This window comes from Ignatzschineria rhizosphaerae (assembly GCF_022655595.1).
GTDB lineage: Bacteria > Pseudomonadota > Gammaproteobacteria > Cardiobacteriales > Wohlfahrtiimonadaceae > Ignatzschineria > Ignatzschineria rhizosphaerae.
The window spans coordinates 1,264,598-1,282,122 of record NZ_CP093379.1 but is presented as its reverse complement, the minus strand read 5'-3'; the positions used below and the strand labels follow the sequence as shown (position 1 = coordinate 1,282,122).

Sequence of the window (17,525 nt, the reverse complement as noted above, 5' to 3'; positions counted from 1 at the left end):
TCTGCTATAAAAATAAGCGACTTTAAACCTTAGATATTATAAAAAATTAAAAAGGGGTTGTAATTAAAAATGATATGTAATATTGTACTACCACAGTAGAACAAAGTGCTAAGTATCATAAAATCTACAATATTTAATTTATATCTATTTCATAGCAGCAATTTATATTTAAAAGAGGCATATATTATGAAGAACACTCGCTTAAAGATCGCGATACAAAAATCAGGACGATTAAGTGAAGAGTCGCAAAAACTGCTCGAAAAGAGTGGTTTAAAAATCAATATGACGAAAGATAAGTTGATTGCTCATGTGGAGAATATGCCTATTGATATTTTGCGTGTTCGAGATGACGATATTCCAGGGCTTGTGTTTGATGGTGTAGTTGATTTAGGGATTGTTGGGCAAAATGTATTAGAGGAGGTCGCTTTAGGGAAAGAGCAACCCATTGATTCTCTCTATAAAGTGCTTCAGATGCTCCCATTTGGTGGTTGCCGCTTGTCGTTAGCCCTTCCTAAAAATGCAAACTATAAAGGGGTAGCGGATTTTGAAGGATTGCGAGTTGCCACTTCCTTTCCCAATCTTTTAAATCGCTATCTATCGGAAAAAGGTATTAACTTTAAGAGCTCTTTACTTCAAGGTTCAGTAGAAGTTGCGCCAAGAGCAGGTCTTGCTGATGCTATTTGTGATCTTGTCTCATCTGGTGCGACTTTAGAGGCTAATGGTTTAAAAGAGGTTGAGGTGATCTTTCGTTCAAAAGCGTGTCTTATTCAAACGGCAAGTGATATGGGCAGAGAGAAAACAGCCTTAGTTGAGAAATTAATGCCGAGAATCCAGAGTGTGATTCAAGCCAATGAATCTAAATATATTATGCTTCACGCCCCTAAAGATCGTTTAAAAGAGATTAGTGAACTATTACCGGGTGCTGAAAATCCGACCATTCTTCCACTTGCGAATGATGATTCTCGTGTTGCGATGCACGTTGTCAGTAGTGAAACCCTCTTTTGGGAGACAATGGAAGCACTAAAGGCTCAAGGGGCTAGTTCAATCTTAGTCCTTCCAATCGAAAAAATGATGGAATAATAGGATTAAAAAAGAGAGATCATGGAAAAGATTATTTGGAAAGCGCTTAATACATCAGCGCAAAAAGCGGCATTAAAACGACCTGCTCAGACAGTTGCCGGCAAAGTTGAAGTGGCTGTGACAGCTATTAAAGAAGATGTGATGCAAAATGGTGATAAGGCAGTTATTGCGTTGACTGAGAAGTTTGATCAGGTAACAGTAGATTCCTTAATTTTACCAGAAAGCGAATTTGAGCGAGTTGAGAAGAGTCTATCTGAATCATTTAAAACAGCGGTTAAGCGTGCTTATAATAATATTGCGAAGTTTCACGAAGTGCAAAAGCCTCAAGCAATAGAGGTGGAGACAGAAAAAGGCGTATTATGCGAAGTTTTAACACGTCCCATTGAGTCTGTCGGACTCTATATTCCAGGAGGCACGGCGCCCCTTTTTTCAACAGTTTTAATGCTTGCCATTCCGGCAAAAATTGCCGGCTGTAAAGAGATTGTTTTAGCAAGCCCCCCAAAACTTGCAGATGAAATTATCTATGCTGCAAAGCTTTGCGGTATTACAAAAGTCTATCAAATGGGCGGCGCCCAAGCGATTTTTGCTTTAGGTCTTGGTACCGAAACGATTAAGAAGGTTGATAAGATTTTTGGTCCCGGCAATAGCTTTGTGACAGAAGCAAAAAGACAAGTAAGTCAAATGAGTGATGGTGCGGCGATTGATATGCCGGCAGGCCCTTCGGAAGTTTTAGTGATTGCCGATAAGCTCGCTAATCCAGATTTTGTTGCAGCTGATCTTCTTTCTCAAGCTGAGCATGGTGAAGATTCACAAGTGATTTTAGTGACAGACTCAGAAATGTTAATTGATCGTGTCGAGGCATCAATTGAATCACAACTAGCACTTTTAGGCCGAGCTGAAACGGCGAAAGTGGCATTAAGTCATAGCCGCTCAATTTTAGTGGAAAGTTTAGATGAGGCGGTGATGGTTAGTAATCTTTATGCACCAGAGCATTTAATTATTCAAACCGAATCGCCAAGATCGTTACTTGCGGATATTAGTCATGCAGGATCTGTCTTCTTAGGGGCATTTTCACCAGAATCAATGGGGGATTATGCTTCAGGAACGAATCATGTATTGCCTACTTATGGTTATGCTAAAACTTATTCAAGCTTAGGTTTGGCAGATTTTTCTAAACGAATGACCGTCCAAACCTTATCACAAGAAGGTTTTTTAAATTTAGGACCAACCGTTTCCTTATTGGCAGAAAGGGAGCTGTTAGATGCCCATAAATTAGCAGTAGAAGTACGATTAGCGGCAATAAAATCCCAAGGATAGCCCTTTTTTTCATAAGTTATGTCATGATGAATGAATAATAGATATTAAAAGTAAGGAGAGGAAAAGATGGGACAAATGATTGCAGAAAAGCTTAGTCGTAAAGCCGTACAAAATTGTGAGATTTATGTGGCTGAAAAACGCGGCACAATGGCGAATGAAGTATATTTAGATACCAATGAGAACCCTTATGTAGGACCTGTTAAATTTGAATTAGCCGTTAATCGCTATCCTGAGCCGCAACCATCAGAAGTCATTGCTCGTTTTGCTAAATACGTAGGCGTTGATAATGATGAAGTTTTAGCGACTTTAGGTGGGGATCTGGCCATTGAGCTTTTAATTAAAGCTTTTTGTGAAGGAAAGAAAGATAAACTTCTCTATTGTCCACCCACATTTGGGATGTATCAGGTAACTTGTGACCTTTATGAGGTTGAAACGGTAAAAGTTCCGTTACTATCGGATTTTTCCTTAGATGTTGAGGGGATTATTAATAACCTAGATGGGGTGAAGATGGTTTTTCTCTGTAATCCTAATAACCCAACAGCTAATATCATGAATGTCGTAGATATCGAGCGTATTTTAGAAGCAACCAAAAATCGTGCCATTGTAGTGGTGGATGAAGCTTATATTGAGTTTAGTGAGGCGAAATCTTTTGCTAAACGAATTAAGGAATTTCCACATTTAGCATTAGTGAGAACATTATCTAAAGCATTTGGGCTTGCTGGTGTTCGCTTTGGCTTTGCTGTTGCTACAGCGCCTTTAATTAATGTCTTAAAACGTGCGATTAGTCCTTATCCGCTCTCTGTGCCTTCTATTGCAATTGCTGAAGACTCTCTTTCAGAAGCCGGGATTGCACAGATGCTCTTAAACCGCCAAAAGCTCTTAGAGAGTAAAGCGGCATTGGTTGCAGCGCTTAAGGAAAAGCCATTTGTTGAGACGGTTTATCCTAGCGAATCAAACTTTATCTTAGTAAAACTGCAAGATGCAAAAGCGCTTTATGAAGCCTTAAAATCACAAGGGATCTTTGTGCGTTATTTAAGCTCTGAGTGTTTGAAAGATTGCTTAAGAATCTCTATTGGTTTACCAAAGGAGCATGAGCAGTTACTAAAGGCGATGACGGCATTTTATGAATAAATGGGGAGTCATTAGCTAAAGATGTTAGGAGATTCTCCTAATGTTTATAAGAAGACAAATAGGCTTTATGAATAAGGCTTTTGAATAAAGTTTGTAGAAGTGGATTTATCGTACTTGAGTTACAGAACCTAACTTAATAAACATTAAAATATTAAAATATTGAATACTTAAAATAGAGAAGGGCATTTCATGCAAAATATACTATTTATCGATCGTGATGGCACTTTAATTGATGAGCCAAAGACAGATTTTCAGATCGATTCATTAGAAAAATTAATCTTTGAACCGCGCGTTATTCCAGCGCTTCTTGAATTACAACAAGCTGGCTACCGTTTTGTCATTGTCTCTAATCAAGATGGTCTAGGAACGCCGAGTAACCCGCAGGATCAATTTGATATTCCTCACAATCGTATGATGGAAACTTTTGAATCTCAAGGCGTTATTTTTGATGATGTGCTGCTTTGTCCACATTTTACAGAAGATAATTGCGATTGCCGTAAACCGAAAGTGGGAATGGTACAAGCTTATCTCGATGAAAAACGTTTTAATCCAGAAAATAGCTACGTAATTGGTGATCGTGAAACGGATCTTGGATTGGCAGAAAATATGGGGATTGAAGGCATTCTCTACCATCCCCAAGAGATGAACTGGGATTTAATTGTTGAGCGCCTTTTAAATAAAGGGGTTGTTAAGGCAGGGAGAGAGCCACGAGTTGCTGTTATTGAGCGTAAAACAAAAGAGACTGATATTAAGATTGCGCTCTTTTTAGATGAAACAGGGGCAAGTAATATCTCAACAGGTTTGCCTTTTTTTGATCATATGTTAGATCAAATTGCAACGCACGGCGGTTTTAGAATGGATGTTATGGTCAATGGTGATCTTGAGATTGATGATCACCATACCGTTGAAGATACAGGGATTGCGCTTGGGGAAGCCTTGCGTGAGGCGCTTGGTGATAAACGAGGGATTGCCCGTTTTGGTTTTAACCAGTTTGAATTTATTTTGCCGATGGATGAGTGCCGAGCATTTTGTACATTAGATCTCTCAGGGCGAGCGCATATTGATTTTAAAGCAACTTTTGATCGTGAAATGGTTGGAACATTTAGCACAGAGATGGTTCCTCATTTCTTTAGATCTTTAGCTTATGCGATGGCTTCAACGCTACACTTAAAAGCAGAAGGAGTTAATACCCATCATAAGATTGAATCACTCTTTAAAGTCTTTGGCCGCACTTTGCGTCAAGCTGTAAAGGTTGAAAGTGATGTATTACCAAGCTCTAAAGGGCTTTTGTAATCGAGATCTTGTAATCTGTTTTGTATAATACTGTAACGAATAAAATAAGATTACGCCGCTTTAGTATCTAGCTTTTAAAAATCATAAGGAGATAAAAAATGATTATCCCGGCATTAGATCTGATTAATGGTGAGGTTGTTCGCCTTCAGCAAGGGGATTATGCGCGCCAAACTACTTTTGAATATTCCCCGATTACAAAGTTTAAAGAGTATGTTGATGCAGGGGCGAAGTATCTACATTTAGTCGATTTAGATGGCGCTAAAGATCCTGAAGCGCGTCAATTAAAGGTTATCTCAGAGATCGTGAAAACGGTGGATGCTCCTATTCAAGTTGGGGGCGGCATTCGGAGCCGTGAAGATATTGAAAATCTTTTAAATATCGGTGTGGATCGTGTTGTTGTGGGCTCAACCGCTGTTAAAGAGCCTATTGAAGTGATGCAATGGTTTCAAGAGTTTGGCGGAGAAAAAATTGTTTTAGCGCTTGATATCCGTATTGAAGAGGGAATTAAAAAAGTAGCATTAAGCGGCTGGCAAGAGACAAGTGAGATCACGATTGAAGCACTTATTGATAAATATCAGCCCGTAGGCTTAAAGCATGTGCTCTGTACAGATATTTCTAAAGATGGAATGTTAACGGGCTCTAATGTTGCACTTTATGAGGAGCTTTGCGTTAAATATCCAGAGATTGATTTTCAATCATCAGGCGGCATTGGCTCTATTGAAGATATTCAGGTTTTGGAAGGAACAGGCGTTGCCGGCGTAATTGTTGGTCGAGCGTTATTAGAAGGGAAATTTAGTGCCGAGGAGGCAATCTCATGCTGGCAAAAATAATCGCATGTTTAGATGTAAAAGAGGGTGTCGTTGTTAAGGGAACGCAGTTTCGTAATCATGAAACAATGGGCGATGCGCTATCACTTGCAAAGCGCTATTCTGATGAAGGCGCTGATGAGCTGGTGATTTATGACATTACGGCCTCAAGTCAGGGGAAAGTTGTCGATAAATCGTGGGTAAAAACCATTAAAGATGTGATCGATATCCCTCTTTGTGTTGCTGGTGGCATTAAAACCTTAGAAGATGCGAAAGCGCTCTTTGATAATGGTGTTGATAAGATCTCCATTAATTCACCGGCATTAGCAAATCCTCATTTTATAAATGAGTTAGTAGCCGCTTTTGGGAGTGATAAAATCGTTGTTGGCATTGATTCTTACTATGATGCTAAAGAGAATGATTATTTTGTCTATACCTTAACAGGAGATGAAGCAACTACTAGTAAAACATCTTGGCGCACTTTAGATTGGGTTGCTGAAATCCAAAATAGAGGTGCCGGTGAGATCGTTTTAAATATGATGAATCAAGATGGTGTACGAGATGGTTATGATTTAACTCAGCTACAAAAGGTCAGAGCGATCTGTAATGTGAAATTGGTCGCTTCCGGCGGTGCTGGAAAAATGGAGCATTTTCGTGATGCTTATTTAGTCGCGAAAGTCGATGGTACTTTAGGTGCATCAGCATTTCATAAAGAGATTGTGAATATCACAGCACTTAAGGCATATCTTAAAGATGAAGGGATTGAAGTGGCAATGCCAAAAGATATTGCTCAATCTACAAAAAAAGTGAATCCCGCGGCGATAGCTGAAATGGTTGATTGGCAGAAGGTTGATAATTTATTGCCAGTTATTGTGCAAGATTATCAGTCAGCTGAGGTATTAATGCTTGGATTTATGAATAGAGAAGCGCTGACCCAAACATTAGAAACTGCAAAGGTGACCTTTTTTTCAAGAACGAAGAACCGTTTATGGACGAAAGGGGAAGAGTCAGGGAACTTCTTAAATGTGATCGATTACACATTAGATTGTGATAATGACACACTTTTAATTTTAGCAAATCCAATAGGTCCTACCTGTCATTTAGGGGATATTAGCTGTTTTGAAGCTGTTTCTCGTAAAGTGCCATGGGTCTTTTTCTCTCGCTTAGAATCTCTTCTTGAAGCTCGTAAAAATGATGATCCAGCAACCTCTTATACGGCATCACTTTATGCAAAAGGAACCAAGCGTATCGCGCAAAAAGTGGGAGAAGAGGGTGTTGAGGTGGCATTGGCCGCAACGGTGCAAGATAAAGAGGAGGTGATCTCCGAAATGGCAGATCTCATGTACCACGCAACAATATTACTCCATGATCAAGGACTTGCTTGGGAAGATGTTTTAGCAAAACTAAATGAGCGCCATGCTAAGCAGTAAACGGATCACCATAAAAATACTTAAATAACGCTATAGATCAGTATTTTATAGTAAATTCAATTTAAGAAATACTATTTTAAAAGTATTATGGGAACAGGGTGTATCAAATTAGCTTGCGGCACTACCGGATAGAACGATTCTCGTGCTTCTCATAATAGATGCGCCGGCAATCTGATTCAGTCACTCTTAAACCGATTTCTCTATAAAACAAGGGTAGCGTGTGAATCAAATTAGCTTGTACAATGCCGGATATAAGGTCTCTTACGCTCCTCATAACCGGTCTACCGGCAATCTGGTGCAGTACTTTTAAACCAATTTTACTATAGTAAGGATCGATAGATCTTGTGTAATTAATCCATTTTAATGAGCGATACAGACGCTCTTAGTTTCAGTAAAGCTCTCAACAGAGGTTTTGCCAAACTCACGGCCAATTCCTGATTGCTTAACGCCGCCAAAGGGCATCGCCGGATCAAGCGGAACATGGGAATTGACCCAAACAGTACCTGCTGCAATTTTGGGCACCATATCCATTGTATAATTTAAATTATGAGTCCATAAACTCGCTGCTAATCCATACTCTGTATCATTGGCAAGTTTTATCGCTTCATCTGCATCTTTAAAAGGAATAAGCGCAATAACAGGACCAAATACCTCATCTTTAAGAATCCGTGCATGGGGCGCAATATCTGTAATGATGCTTGGGGCAATATAGTAACCCTCTTGATCTTTAGGCGTTGTTCCGCTTAGAATTGTCGCTCCTTCAGCTTTTGCCGTTGCAAGATGTTGTAAGATACTCATCTGCTGTTTCTTAGATACAACAGGTTGAATCTGCGTTGTTTCATCAAGTCCGGGGCCTACAACTAGGTTCTCAATAGCTTGGGATAATTGCGTTTTGACAGCTGCATATATTTTTTCATGTGTAGGATTTTATCGCGTTGTTTACAGTATTAGGAGAAAATACTGTTATGAATATCCATCGAAAAACAAAATTAACGCCGTTTCATCGAGAAGAGATTTGGCGATTACATCATCAAGAAAAATTTACCGTAACCTATCTAGCTGAGCGTTTTATGGTAAGCAGACCTACGATCTATAAAGTACTAAAACAAGGTAGATTGAACTTGTTTGTGCCATTAGCTAGTAAAAATGAACGTTATAGAACAATTAAGTATGGCATTAAACGTCTTGCAAAGATTGAAAAATCTATTGAAGAGAAACTTAAAAAGAGGGCTAAACGTTATAACAAAAACTATCCTGGCGAGATGGTCCATGTGGATACTAAACGGCTCCCTCTTTTAAAAGGAGATCTTAAAAATCGCACTAGAGAGTATTTATTTGTAGGAATTGATGATTTTTCAAGAGAACTTTATGCCGGTATTTATCCTGATAAATCACAGTTTAGTGCTGCTGAATTTCTTCGATGGGATCTGTTAGAACAGTGTCCCTATACTGTAGAATGCACCTATTCGGATAATGGTCGTGAGTATAAAGGTACATCAGAACATGCCTTTGTCGAAATGTGTCTAACACATAAGATTAATCAAAAGTTTACAAAGCCAGCTTGCCCTCAAACGAATGGAAAAGCAGAAAGAGTCATTCGAACACTCATGGAAATGTGGCATAATCAGGAAGAGTTTATCAGTTCAGATGATCGGAAAAAGAAGCTAAAACGATTTTTGAACTATTACAACACAGTAAAACCTCATAAGGGTATTAATGGTTTAACGCCTTATGAAGTTTTAGAAAATTATTTTAACACTGAAGTGTAAACAACCCGCCGATTTCTAACATTTCATGAATATAAATGCGTGATGCGGCCGCACACACTTGCCCTGAATTAAGAAAAGCCCCCATCATAATGCCATTAACGGCCGTTTCAATAGCAACATCTTCCATAATAATCATCGGGTTTTTGCCCCCAAGCTCTAAAGAGAAATGCGCCATATGTTCAATTGCAGCTTTCCCAACGAGTTTCCCAACAGCGGTCGATCCTGTAAAAGTGACTTTACGAATGAGAGGATGCTCGACCAGTTTTTGTCCAATTTGCCCATCTGCGCCTAATAAGACATTAAAAACGCCCTTAGGAATGCCAGCTTCGAGCGCAAGCTGCGCTAAATAGAGCGCTGTTAGAGGGGTTTCATGTGCCGGTTTTAATACTACAGAGCAGCCTGCTGCTAATGCAGGAATACTCTTCCAAGCGGCAATGGCAAGAGGGAAATTCCAAGGAGCGATTGCGGCAATAACGCTAATGGGTTCTTTTTGCGTATAGGCTGTATATTTTGCACCAGGGGGAATCGCGATAGAAACATCAAAAGTCTCTCCTGTAATTTTTGTGCTCCAGCCGGCAATATAACGAATATATTCAGCCGTTGAGTCAACTTCCACAGCGCGAGAGATATGAATCGATTTTCCTTGGTTTAATGTTTCTAACTGTGCTAGCGTCTCTTTATGCTCGATGAGTAATTCTGAAAGACGATATAAAATCCGCTCTCTATCAGCAGGGCGCATACCAGACCAGCGCTTATCAATGAAGGAATCATGTGCTGATTGAACTGCTTTTTCTAAATCTTGGGGCGTGCATTTAGGGATCGATGTTAATGGTTTACCGGTTGCAGGATTAAAAATGTCGATATTTTCTTCGTTAGAAGTTGCAATAACGTCACCATTAATGAATGAAGCTAAGGGGGATTTTAAAAATGCTTGCGTTGTTGGGAGTAATAGATGGTTCATGGCAAGACCTCCAATCAAGAGAATATAACAAGGTTATTAATGCAAGATCCCTCAATCAGAAGATTAAGGGAGATAGAGATATTGAGTTAAAGAGTTTAGATGGCTGAAAGGTAGTGTTTTACAAAGAAATCACTCTTTACATCCCAAAGGACTTTAGTTCCTTTTTCTGCGACAAAGCTATCTCCTTCTTTAAGATGGAGCACTTCACCCGTCTCTTCATTGGTTAATGATAGCTCACCTTTAACAATAGTGGCTTGCTCTGTAAATGGATAAGTCATACGAAATTTACCCTTAGTTACGGCAAAATAGCCACCATTAATTGGCACTTCAGGATTACCGATGGTGAATTTTCCATATGCTTTACCATCACCTTCTAAGATAGTAGAACCCAAATCTGCAACAGTTCCCCAGCTATCGAGCTCATCGAGGGAATTGATTTTGTGAATACCTAGTAACATATAAATCTCCTTAAAATTAACGACGGCCATTAAAATAGCCAGAAAGTTGATGAAGTGATTTTGCCCCAGTCAGTAGGAAGGGGCGAAGTAGATCTTTGCCGATGATTCTTTTATGTTTTATTTTTGTAAAGAGCTCATAGCGTTCTGATCCTTCTCGCATCCCTTCTGCTAACACTTTACAAACAATATGACTGGGTGTAACTCCAAATCCTGAATATCCTTGGCAAAAGAAGACATTAGGATGATTTGGAAGCGTTCCGATTTGAGGGAACAGATTGGCGCTACAAGCCATAGGGCCTCCCCAAGCTAAATCAATATGGACATCTTTTAGATAGGGGAATATTTTGAGCATATGCGCTCTATTAAAAGCCTTAAGATCTCGAGGGGTATATTCAACCCAATTAGTTGCAAGTCCAAAAAGCAAACGATTTTCATTGGTGACTCGGTAATAATCTATTACCGGGCGGATATCACTATAAGCCCCTCTAATAGGACTTATGCGATTAATTAATTCTTCAGACATCGGCTCTGTCATTAACTGATAAGCAAAGGTATTAATGGTTTTTTTATGAAGCTCAGGTTCCATCTTATTTAAAAAACCATCACAAGCCCAAAGGAGTTTTTTAGCCGTAATCGTTCCTTTTGCGGTACGTACTTTAATCTCTTTTCCGTAAGTGACTTCAAGTGCTGGGCTATATTCATATATTTTTGCGCCATAGGAGGTTAGAGCGTTTGCTTCCCCTAAAAGAAGATTCAGCGAGTGAACTTGACCGGCCCCCATATGTACAAGCCCGCTATCATAAGCATCACTACCGACAACTTTTTTAACATCACTTCCAGTTGCAAGATAGATCTCATTATCTTTATCGATCTCTTTAAAATCTTTTTCCCATTGTTGTAATGTTTTTGTTTGGCGTTTATTAAATGCCATATAAGCGTATCCATGGCGAAAATCGGCATCAATTTCATATTTTTTGATGCGGGATTTAATAATCTTTGCTCCTTGGTCACTGAGTTCAAATATTGCTTGAACGCCTTCAGGACCCACACTTTTCCCCAAAACATCAAGATCATGACCAATTCCGGCCATAATCTGACCACCATTTCTACCAGTACCACCATATCCTAAGTACTTAGCTTCTAAGACGGCAATATTAGTAATGCCATTTTCTGCTAGTTCAAGAGAAGTGTTGATGCCGGTAAATCCACCGCCAATCACAACAACATCAACATCAATATCTTCTTCTAATTCTGGGAAATTCAGAAAATATTTCTTTGTTGCAGTGTAATAGGTGGGCGTATCTATCTCGATGCTCATGCTTATATCCTCGTGGTGATGACTTATTTATCCGTTATTGATTTTTATTAAATGGATGCGTCAGTTTTTATTATTTTTGTGATGAGTTTTCATTGTTAAGGGAAAATAAATTAAAAAATAGAACAAATCGGCACTGGTTTTTAGGAGGAATTAAGCGAATACCCTTAATAAAAATCTTCTTTGAGAAATTGTTTGACAAAATCTCGATAATAGATCACTAATATGTTTGTGAATTATAAATATAAAAACAGATCTTAATAAACAGTTGAATTTAGATGTTTTATTGAGGAGAAGGAGGGTTACATGGCATTATTAGTCGATAACTGTGTCTCTAATTTACGAACTATCCAGCCATATTTTACTTTTAGTTCGGGAGGAACCTATCACGTTAAAGTCGTTGAAAATTCACCTATTTCACATTTTTATACTTTTCAAGCACAAAGATCAGATGGCAAGGTCATTGCAGTACCTGATGCGAGTATTGATATCTTGTTTTTGTGTGATGGTGAAAATTCAGCAGTGAGGCTATGTGGTACGCCTAGCACGGCAAAGCTTGTGGAGATCCAATCGGGTAAGCGTTATTTTGGGGTTCGTTTTCATCCTGGGAAAATACCGCAATTTATTCAACAAGATTCAAGATTGTTAGTAGATGGGGAGTTTCCCTTACAGGAGATCCTTAAGGATGGGGATGATTTATTAGAAAAAATTGTCACAGCCTTAAGTTTTGAAGCGCGGATTCATCATTTTTATCACCATTTTTGTCAGCAAATAGCAGTAAAGAGATCTCCTGTTGCGTGGCAAATGCATCAGTTAATTACGGTTAATAGTGGCGCGTTATCAATTCGTGAAGTGGGGCAATATACAGGCTACTCAACAAGATATGTCAATAAGATTTTTACCGATAATTTTGGATTATCCCCTAAATCTTATTCGTTGATTTTAAGATTTCAGCATGTATTACAGCAGATGTTACAAAAACATAAGGTAAGTTTAACGGACTTAGCATCAGATCAAGGATATGCGGATCAATCCCATTTTGTTCGAGAGTTTAAAAAATTTACGGCGTTAGCACCTAGAAAATTTATGCAAAAAGCCAGTAGTAACAACTACAGCGCACATTTAATCAAAGATTATGGTTAGGTCAGATCAGTTAAGAGTATCAAAGTTTTTAGATTGAGCATTGAAAAATTTCCAAAAATAAAGGTGCCACTAAAAAAGAGTTAACATCATTACAAAATAATAAATATAACGTTCACCATCTCTTGGAGGAGATATTTATGGAGAGTAAATTAAGTAGTCAGCGGATGATAGGTCTTGCCACTTTAGTATTTTTTGTCGTTGCCGCCGCATCCCCTTTAACGGGGTTAACAGGCGGGATGCCTGTTGCCATTTTAGAGGGTAATGGCGCTGGAGTTTCAGGAATATATGTCTTATCGGGATTAATTTTACTGATATTTTCTGTAGGATTCATCACCATGAGCCGCTACATTAAAAATTCAGGGGCATTTTATGCCTATATTTCCGCAGGCTTAGGCAGCCGGTTAGGTATTAGTGGGCTTGCTTTAGCCATTTTAGCGTATGTCTCTATTCAAATTGCTATTGCTGCTATTTTTGGTCTATTTACGCAGATCTTTTTTGTAGAGTATGTTGGGTTTGATCTACCTTGGTGGGTTTATACTTCAATAATGTTATTGATTGTTTGCTGGCTAGGTATTGAACGCATTGAAATAGGAGGAAAGGTTCTTGGAGTTTTGATGTTGTTAGAAGTTGGGATTGCCGTAGTAATCGCCATTTTTGTGGTGATAGAGCATATTCCAAGTGGTAATTTAGAGTTTTCATCCTTTTCACCAACCGTTGTCTTTAGCGGTAATGTTGGTATGGCTTTAGTTTTCACTATTGCGGCATTTATCGGTTTTGAAGCCACGGCAATTTATACAGAAGAAGCAAAAAATCCTGAGAGAAATATTCCTCTGGCAACAATCTTTGCGGTGCTTTTAATTACAAGTTTCTTCGCCTTTTGTAGCTGGGCATTTATTCAAGCGTATGGTGCTGAGAATATTCAAGCGGTAGTTGCTGAAGATCCTGAACTATTTGTGATGAATTTAGCTGCGACAACTTTAGGAAAGTGGTCAGTTTTAGTGATTAATATTTTATTAATTACGAGTCTTTTTGCAGCCACACAATCTTTTCATAACAATATTGCGCGTTACTTTTATGTGATTTCACGAGATGGTCTATTTTGGTCAAAACTCGCAAAGCTACATGCGACTAAAGATACCCCTTATTTATCAAGTATCTGTCAAACCATTTTTATGATTGCTTTAACATTTTTATTAGCATTTTTAGGACAAGATCCTCTGATTGATATCTTTACGTGGGGATCAGCGATTACCACAATGGCAATTTTATTACTGCAAATTTTTGTCTCTATTGCTGTAGTGAATTATTTCCGTAAGAGAGTAGATCTTCATCTTCCCTTTTGGAAAACAACATTAGCGCCGATTACTGCCACGATTTTAATGAGCATTGTTCTTTATCTTGTGACAATGAATCTCGATATTTTAAGTGGTATTAAATCAAATGTGATCTATCTCGTACCATTTTTGGTCTTTGGCTCAGCAGTTGGGGGATATCTCTATGCTGTTATTTTAAGTCGTTTTTTCCCTTCATTTAAAACTAGACTCGATGAGCTAGTAAAAAATGTGTAATAAAAAGATATTAAAAAGAGGTACAGATATGAGGAAAACAGGTTTTTATTTTGATGAGAGTTGTTTTTGGCATACTGCGACAACACCGTATTGTGAAAGCTTACCTGTGGGAGAATGGGTACAACCCTCTTCTTCTGGTGGACTTGCAGAATCTCCTGAGAGTAAGCGCCGGTTTAAAAATTTACTCGATAAGGGAGGATTGACTCAAAAAATGGTTTTAGGAAATTATAAGATCTTGTCGGATGAAGATCTTATGAGAGTCCATCCTGATTATTATATCGAAAAATTTAAACAATTGAGTCAATCAGGGGGAGGAGAGCTGGGTTTTAATGCGCCTATTGGCCCTTATAGCTTCGAAATTGCTAAAATTTCCGCTGGACTTGCAACACAGGCTATAGAAGATGTATGGTTGCAAAAAGTTGATAATGCTTATGCACTATCAAGACCGCCTGGGCATCATTGTTTGCGAGATGAAGCTATGGGGTTTTGTGTTTTATCCAATATCGCAATCGCCATTGAGTATTGCCGAGAATATCACGGATTAAAGCGGGTATTAGTTTTGGATTGGGACGTTCATCATGGTAATGGAACACAATCTATTTACGAAGAAGATGGAGATATTTATACCATATCAATTCATCAAGAAAACTGTTTTCCTCCAGGGTATAGCGGTCGTGAGGATATTGGTAAAGGGGACGGTCTTGGTGCAAATCTCAATTTACCTTTGCCAGCAGGCAGTGGGCATCATGCTTATTTGAAAGTCATTAATGAAATTGTTATCCCTGAGATTGAACGATTTAAACCAGAGATCATTATTATTGCTTCCGGCTTTGATGCAAATGCATTAGATCCTTTAGCGAGAATGCTCGCTTATAGTGATACTTATCGAGAGATGACGCAGAGAATTTGTGATGTGGCTGATAACGTTTGTAATGGGAAAATCGTGGCTGTTCACGAAGGGGGATATTCAGAATCTTATGTCCCATTTTGTGGCGTTGCAGTTGTTGAAGGATTAATGGGACACAAAAGTCCTGTTGTCGATCCATTAATCAGTTTTTTAAAAGCGCAGCAACCTTCTGAAAAAGTAGAAAAATTTTTAAATGAATATATTGATGAGCTAAAGGTTTTACCTGCTAAATAGTGAGGGCGTTATGGAAAAGCATTATGATTTTATTATTGTAGGTGCCGGTTCTGCTGGATGCGTGATTGCTACGCAGTTAATAGAGAAAACAACAGGAACGGTACTCCTATTAGAAGCCGGTAAGCAAGACTCCACGATTCATGCCAAAATTCCTATTAAAAAAATATAAAAATAGGTTGCAATGGTTACTTTTTAAAAATGGAATTGCGAGTTCTAATATATTAGAGGGCTGTGGTTTCTTCGATTTAGATGGAGATGGTCGCAGAGATACTCAAATTCATTCATTTCCTTTGATAGAAAATTTTGGACGTCAGGAAAAGGAGACGTAGAATATAGAAGGATTTACTCTAAAATTAGGGCAATTATATCCAAAATCTAGAGGAGAGGTAACGTTGCGTAGTAAAGATCCTAAAGATTTACCCATAATACGCGCTAATTATTTTGAAAATGAGAGTGATTTAAAAGCAATGGTGGAAGCTGTGAAGCTCGGTCTTAAATTTTTTAATACACAAAATATGCGAGAAATTATTAAAGACGTTATCACTCCCCATCCTGATATTCATACGGATGATTCTGCATTGGCTGAATTTGTAAAAGATAATTCATTAACTGTATTCCACCCTGTAGGATCATGCGCAATGGGAGGGAGTGATGATAGTGTTTTAGATGAGTATTTACGAGTAAGAGGTGTTAAAAATTTAAGAGTAGTTGATAGTGCAAGTTTTCCAAGTATTGTCAGTGGTAATACGAATGCTCCAGTCATTATGCTCGCATATAAAGGCTCTGAAATGATTATTGATGAACATTATTCTAAGAGCAAAAAGAAGGTATTGAGAGTAAAAGATTTAATATCCGGGATATTTTTTGTTTGTTAATTAAGTGATTATTATATAGTGAAATCGGGTCAAAATAAGCTGATTTAAATGCTGCGCATCGGCGATTATAAGCAAGAAATTAGTCCCATTTGGCCTCTTGCAAGCACTGTTTTAATACGCACCTTCATCAATTTATAAAAATTAGATAAGAAATTATCATGGTTAATGCTATTTAGATCAGTTAAACCTTTGAAGATCATTGCAAAAATGCGGTAATAGCCCTAAGATAATGGGCTTATTTAATAATATTAATAGACTTCATTTTATGTTTTTTACAATTAAAATGAACTTATCGAAATATTATTTGTAGATTATATTGCTCAAAGAGTCACGATAGATGAAACAAGTTTTTGGATATTTACTACTTTTAGGATTAATTTTTATCTGCTGGTGGGCGGCTTTTGTCTTTTATACAGGTGGTCCAAGCGATAGACCTGGGGTCTATATCGCCGGCGGTTTTGGGACGCTTTTTACCGCTCTTCTTATCTATGCTATTACTTATGAAGCACGAAAAGCCAGCAGAAAAGCATTTGTAGATGAGGATTATGACCTTATTATGACTGATCTTGATCACATTGAAGCGTTAGGAGAGAATCTCTATTATGTTCATACAAAGTGGATAGATCCTGATGGTGGCGCAATCTATTACTTTAAGAGTGAATATATCGAGTTCAACCCTGAGAGCTTTTTAGTAGGTAAGAATATCCCTATTAAAATTAGCAGACGAAATTATAAGCTTTATACCGTTGATCTTTCAATTCTTCCTAAATTAGCTTAAGGAAATAGTCAATGGAAAGATTTATGATTGGGTTTATGTCATTATTTGGCATTATTGGAATTGGTATTTTAATCGGTTTTTATTATACCCGTGAGCCTGTAATGTTTGCAGTTGGTGCAATGTTTTGTCTTGCAGGCTGGGGTGGATCAATCCCTTTAATCCGAAAACGGTCGATTCAAAAACGAATTAGAGAGCAGGGCGTTGCGATCCAGACGGAATTTGTAGAGGTAATTCTTGGTGATGCTTCTTTTAATAATCAAGATGGCTATGTTGTACGGACGAAATGGCTAGATGTAGAGAATAATATCCTTTACTACTTTTCGAGTAATATCTTATGGTATAACCCGGAAAAAGAGCTAAAGGATATTGAGATGATTACCGTTTTTGTAAATCCTAAGAATCTTAAGCAAAACTATATGGATCTTGAGTTTTTACCCAAGCGCGTAGTGTAATGAGAAAA

General features: G+C 38.2%; 18 protein-coding genes and 1 pseudogene. 15 read left to right on the top strand and 4 right to left on the bottom strand.

The genetic code is table 11. The features are described 5' to 3' along the window. The first annotated feature begins 183 nt into the window (after positions 1-183). The 7 genes and pseudogenes from hisG to hisIE all read left to right on the top strand — a co-directional run bounded on the left by hisG (position 184) and on the right by hisIE (position 7,057). Positions 184-1,080: an ATP phosphoribosyltransferase gene (gene hisG / locus MMG00_RS05525; protein ID WP_432805939.1), complete on the top strand. Its 897-nt coding sequence runs from the start codon at positions 184-186 to the stop codon at positions 1,078-1,080. Between the two features lie 21 nt (positions 1,081-1,101). Then, positions 1,102-2,397: a histidinol dehydrogenase gene (hisD, locus tag MMG00_RS05520; RefSeq protein ID WP_242152568.1), complete on the top strand. Its 1,296-nt coding sequence runs from the start codon at positions 1,102-1,104 to the stop codon at positions 2,395-2,397. Positions 2,398-2,463: 66 nt separating this feature from the next. After that, positions 2,464-3,528, top strand: a complete 1,065-nt coding sequence (gene hisC, locus MMG00_RS05515) for a histidinol-phosphate transaminase (protein WP_242152566.1) — start codon at positions 2,464-2,466, stop codon at positions 3,526-3,528. A gap of 189 nt (positions 3,529-3,717) precedes the next feature. Next, positions 3,718-4,821, top strand: coding sequence for a bifunctional histidinol-phosphatase/imidazoleglycerol-phosphate dehydratase HisB (gene hisB, locus MMG00_RS05510; RefSeq protein ID WP_242152563.1), 1,104 nt, complete (start codon positions 3,718-3,720; stop codon positions 4,819-4,821). Positions 4,822-4,919: 98 nt separating this feature from the next. Beyond that, positions 4,920-5,651, top strand: coding sequence for a 1-(5-phosphoribosyl)-5-[(5-phosphoribosylamino)methylideneamino]imidazole-4-carboxamide isomerase (hisA, locus tag MMG00_RS05505; protein WP_242152561.1), 732 nt, complete (start codon positions 4,920-4,922; stop codon positions 5,649-5,651). Further along, positions 5,636-6,403: pseudogene (gene hisF / locus MMG00_RS14305) on the top strand (imidazole glycerol phosphate synthase subunit HisF); the annotation flags it as partial. The gene hisA and the pseudogene hisF, both read left to right, overlap by 16 nt. Next, positions 6,401-7,057, top strand: coding sequence for a bifunctional phosphoribosyl-AMP cyclohydrolase/phosphoribosyl-ATP diphosphatase HisIE (gene hisIE / locus MMG00_RS14300; RefSeq protein ID WP_255837812.1), 657 nt, complete (start codon positions 6,401-6,403; stop codon positions 7,055-7,057). The pseudogene hisF and the gene hisIE, both read left to right, overlap by 3 nt. A gap of 360 nt (positions 7,058-7,417) precedes the next feature. Here the strand turns inward: hisIE and MMG00_RS05490 are convergent, their stop codons facing one another. Beyond that, positions 7,418-7,966 carry an aldehyde dehydrogenase family protein gene (locus MMG00_RS05490; RefSeq protein ID WP_255837810.1) on the bottom strand — a complete coding sequence of 183 codons (549 nt, stop codon included), beginning with the start codon at positions 7,964-7,966 and terminating at the stop codon, positions 7,418-7,420. A gap of 56 nt (positions 7,967-8,022) precedes the next feature. Between MMG00_RS05490 and MMG00_RS05485 the strand changes: the two genes are divergently transcribed. Then, a complete protein-coding gene (locus tag MMG00_RS05485) occupies positions 8,023-8,826 on the top strand; it encodes an integrase core domain-containing protein (protein WP_242153261.1) in 804 nt (267 codons plus the stop codon). Here the strand turns inward: MMG00_RS05485 and MMG00_RS05480 are convergent. The 3 genes from MMG00_RS05480 to MMG00_RS05470 form a co-directional block, all read right to left on the bottom strand. Then, positions 8,810-9,787 carry an aldehyde dehydrogenase family protein gene (locus tag MMG00_RS05480; RefSeq protein ID WP_270049362.1) on the bottom strand — a complete coding sequence of 326 codons (978 nt, stop codon included), beginning with the start codon at positions 9,785-9,787 and terminating at the stop codon, positions 8,810-8,812. The genes MMG00_RS05485 and MMG00_RS05480 overlap by 17 nt on opposite strands. Before the next feature lie 95 nt (positions 9,788-9,882). Beyond that, the gene (locus MMG00_RS05475) at positions 9,883-10,245 is read right to left on the bottom strand and encodes a cupin domain-containing protein (RefSeq protein ID WP_242152558.1); all 363 of its coding nucleotides are present in this window, start codon (positions 10,243-10,245) and stop codon (positions 9,883-9,885) included. 16 nt (positions 10,246-10,261) lie between these two features. Continuing rightward, on the bottom strand, positions 10,262-11,563 hold the full coding sequence (locus tag MMG00_RS05470; protein WP_242152555.1) for an NAD(P)/FAD-dependent oxidoreductase: 1,302 nt from the start codon (positions 11,561-11,563) through the stop codon (positions 10,262-10,264). 303 nt (positions 11,564-11,866) lie between these two features. On the opposite strand from MMG00_RS05470, the gene MMG00_RS05465 reads away from it, so the two are divergent. The 7 genes from MMG00_RS05465 to MMG00_RS05435 all read left to right on the top strand — a co-directional run bounded on the left by MMG00_RS05465 (position 11,867) and on the right by MMG00_RS05435 (position 17,517). Further along, entirely contained in the window at positions 11,867-12,703 is an 837-nt protein-coding gene (locus MMG00_RS05465; protein ID WP_242152552.1) for a helix-turn-helix domain-containing protein, read from the top strand. A 137-nt stretch (positions 12,704-12,840) separates the two neighbouring features. Beyond that, positions 12,841-14,271 carry an APC family permease gene (locus tag MMG00_RS05460; protein ID WP_242152549.1) on the top strand — a complete coding sequence of 477 codons (1,431 nt, stop codon included), beginning with the start codon at positions 12,841-12,843 and terminating at the stop codon, positions 14,269-14,271. 28 nt (positions 14,272-14,299) lie between these two features. Further along, on the top strand, positions 14,300-15,412 hold the full coding sequence (locus MMG00_RS05455) for a class II histone deacetylase (protein WP_242152545.1): 1,113 nt from the start codon (positions 14,300-14,302) through the stop codon (positions 15,410-15,412). Positions 15,413-15,422: 10 nt separating this feature from the next. Continuing rightward, positions 15,423-15,581 carry a GMC family oxidoreductase N-terminal domain-containing protein gene (locus MMG00_RS05450; RefSeq protein ID WP_242152542.1) on the top strand — a complete coding sequence of 53 codons (159 nt, stop codon included), beginning with the start codon at positions 15,423-15,425 and terminating at the stop codon, positions 15,579-15,581. Positions 15,582-15,744: 163 nt separating this feature from the next. Then, positions 15,745-16,287: a GMC family oxidoreductase gene (locus MMG00_RS05445; RefSeq protein WP_255837808.1), complete on the top strand. Its 543-nt coding sequence runs from the start codon at positions 15,745-15,747 to the stop codon at positions 16,285-16,287. Between the two features lie 337 nt (positions 16,288-16,624). Next, positions 16,625-17,065, top strand: a complete 441-nt coding sequence (locus MMG00_RS05440) for a hypothetical protein (RefSeq protein WP_242152536.1) — start codon at positions 16,625-16,627, stop codon at positions 17,063-17,065. 11 nt (positions 17,066-17,076) lie between these two features. Further along, positions 17,077-17,517, top strand: a complete 441-nt coding sequence (locus MMG00_RS05435; protein WP_242152533.1) for a hypothetical protein — start codon at positions 17,077-17,079, stop codon at positions 17,515-17,517. Positions 17,518-17,525: the final 8 nt, after the last annotated feature.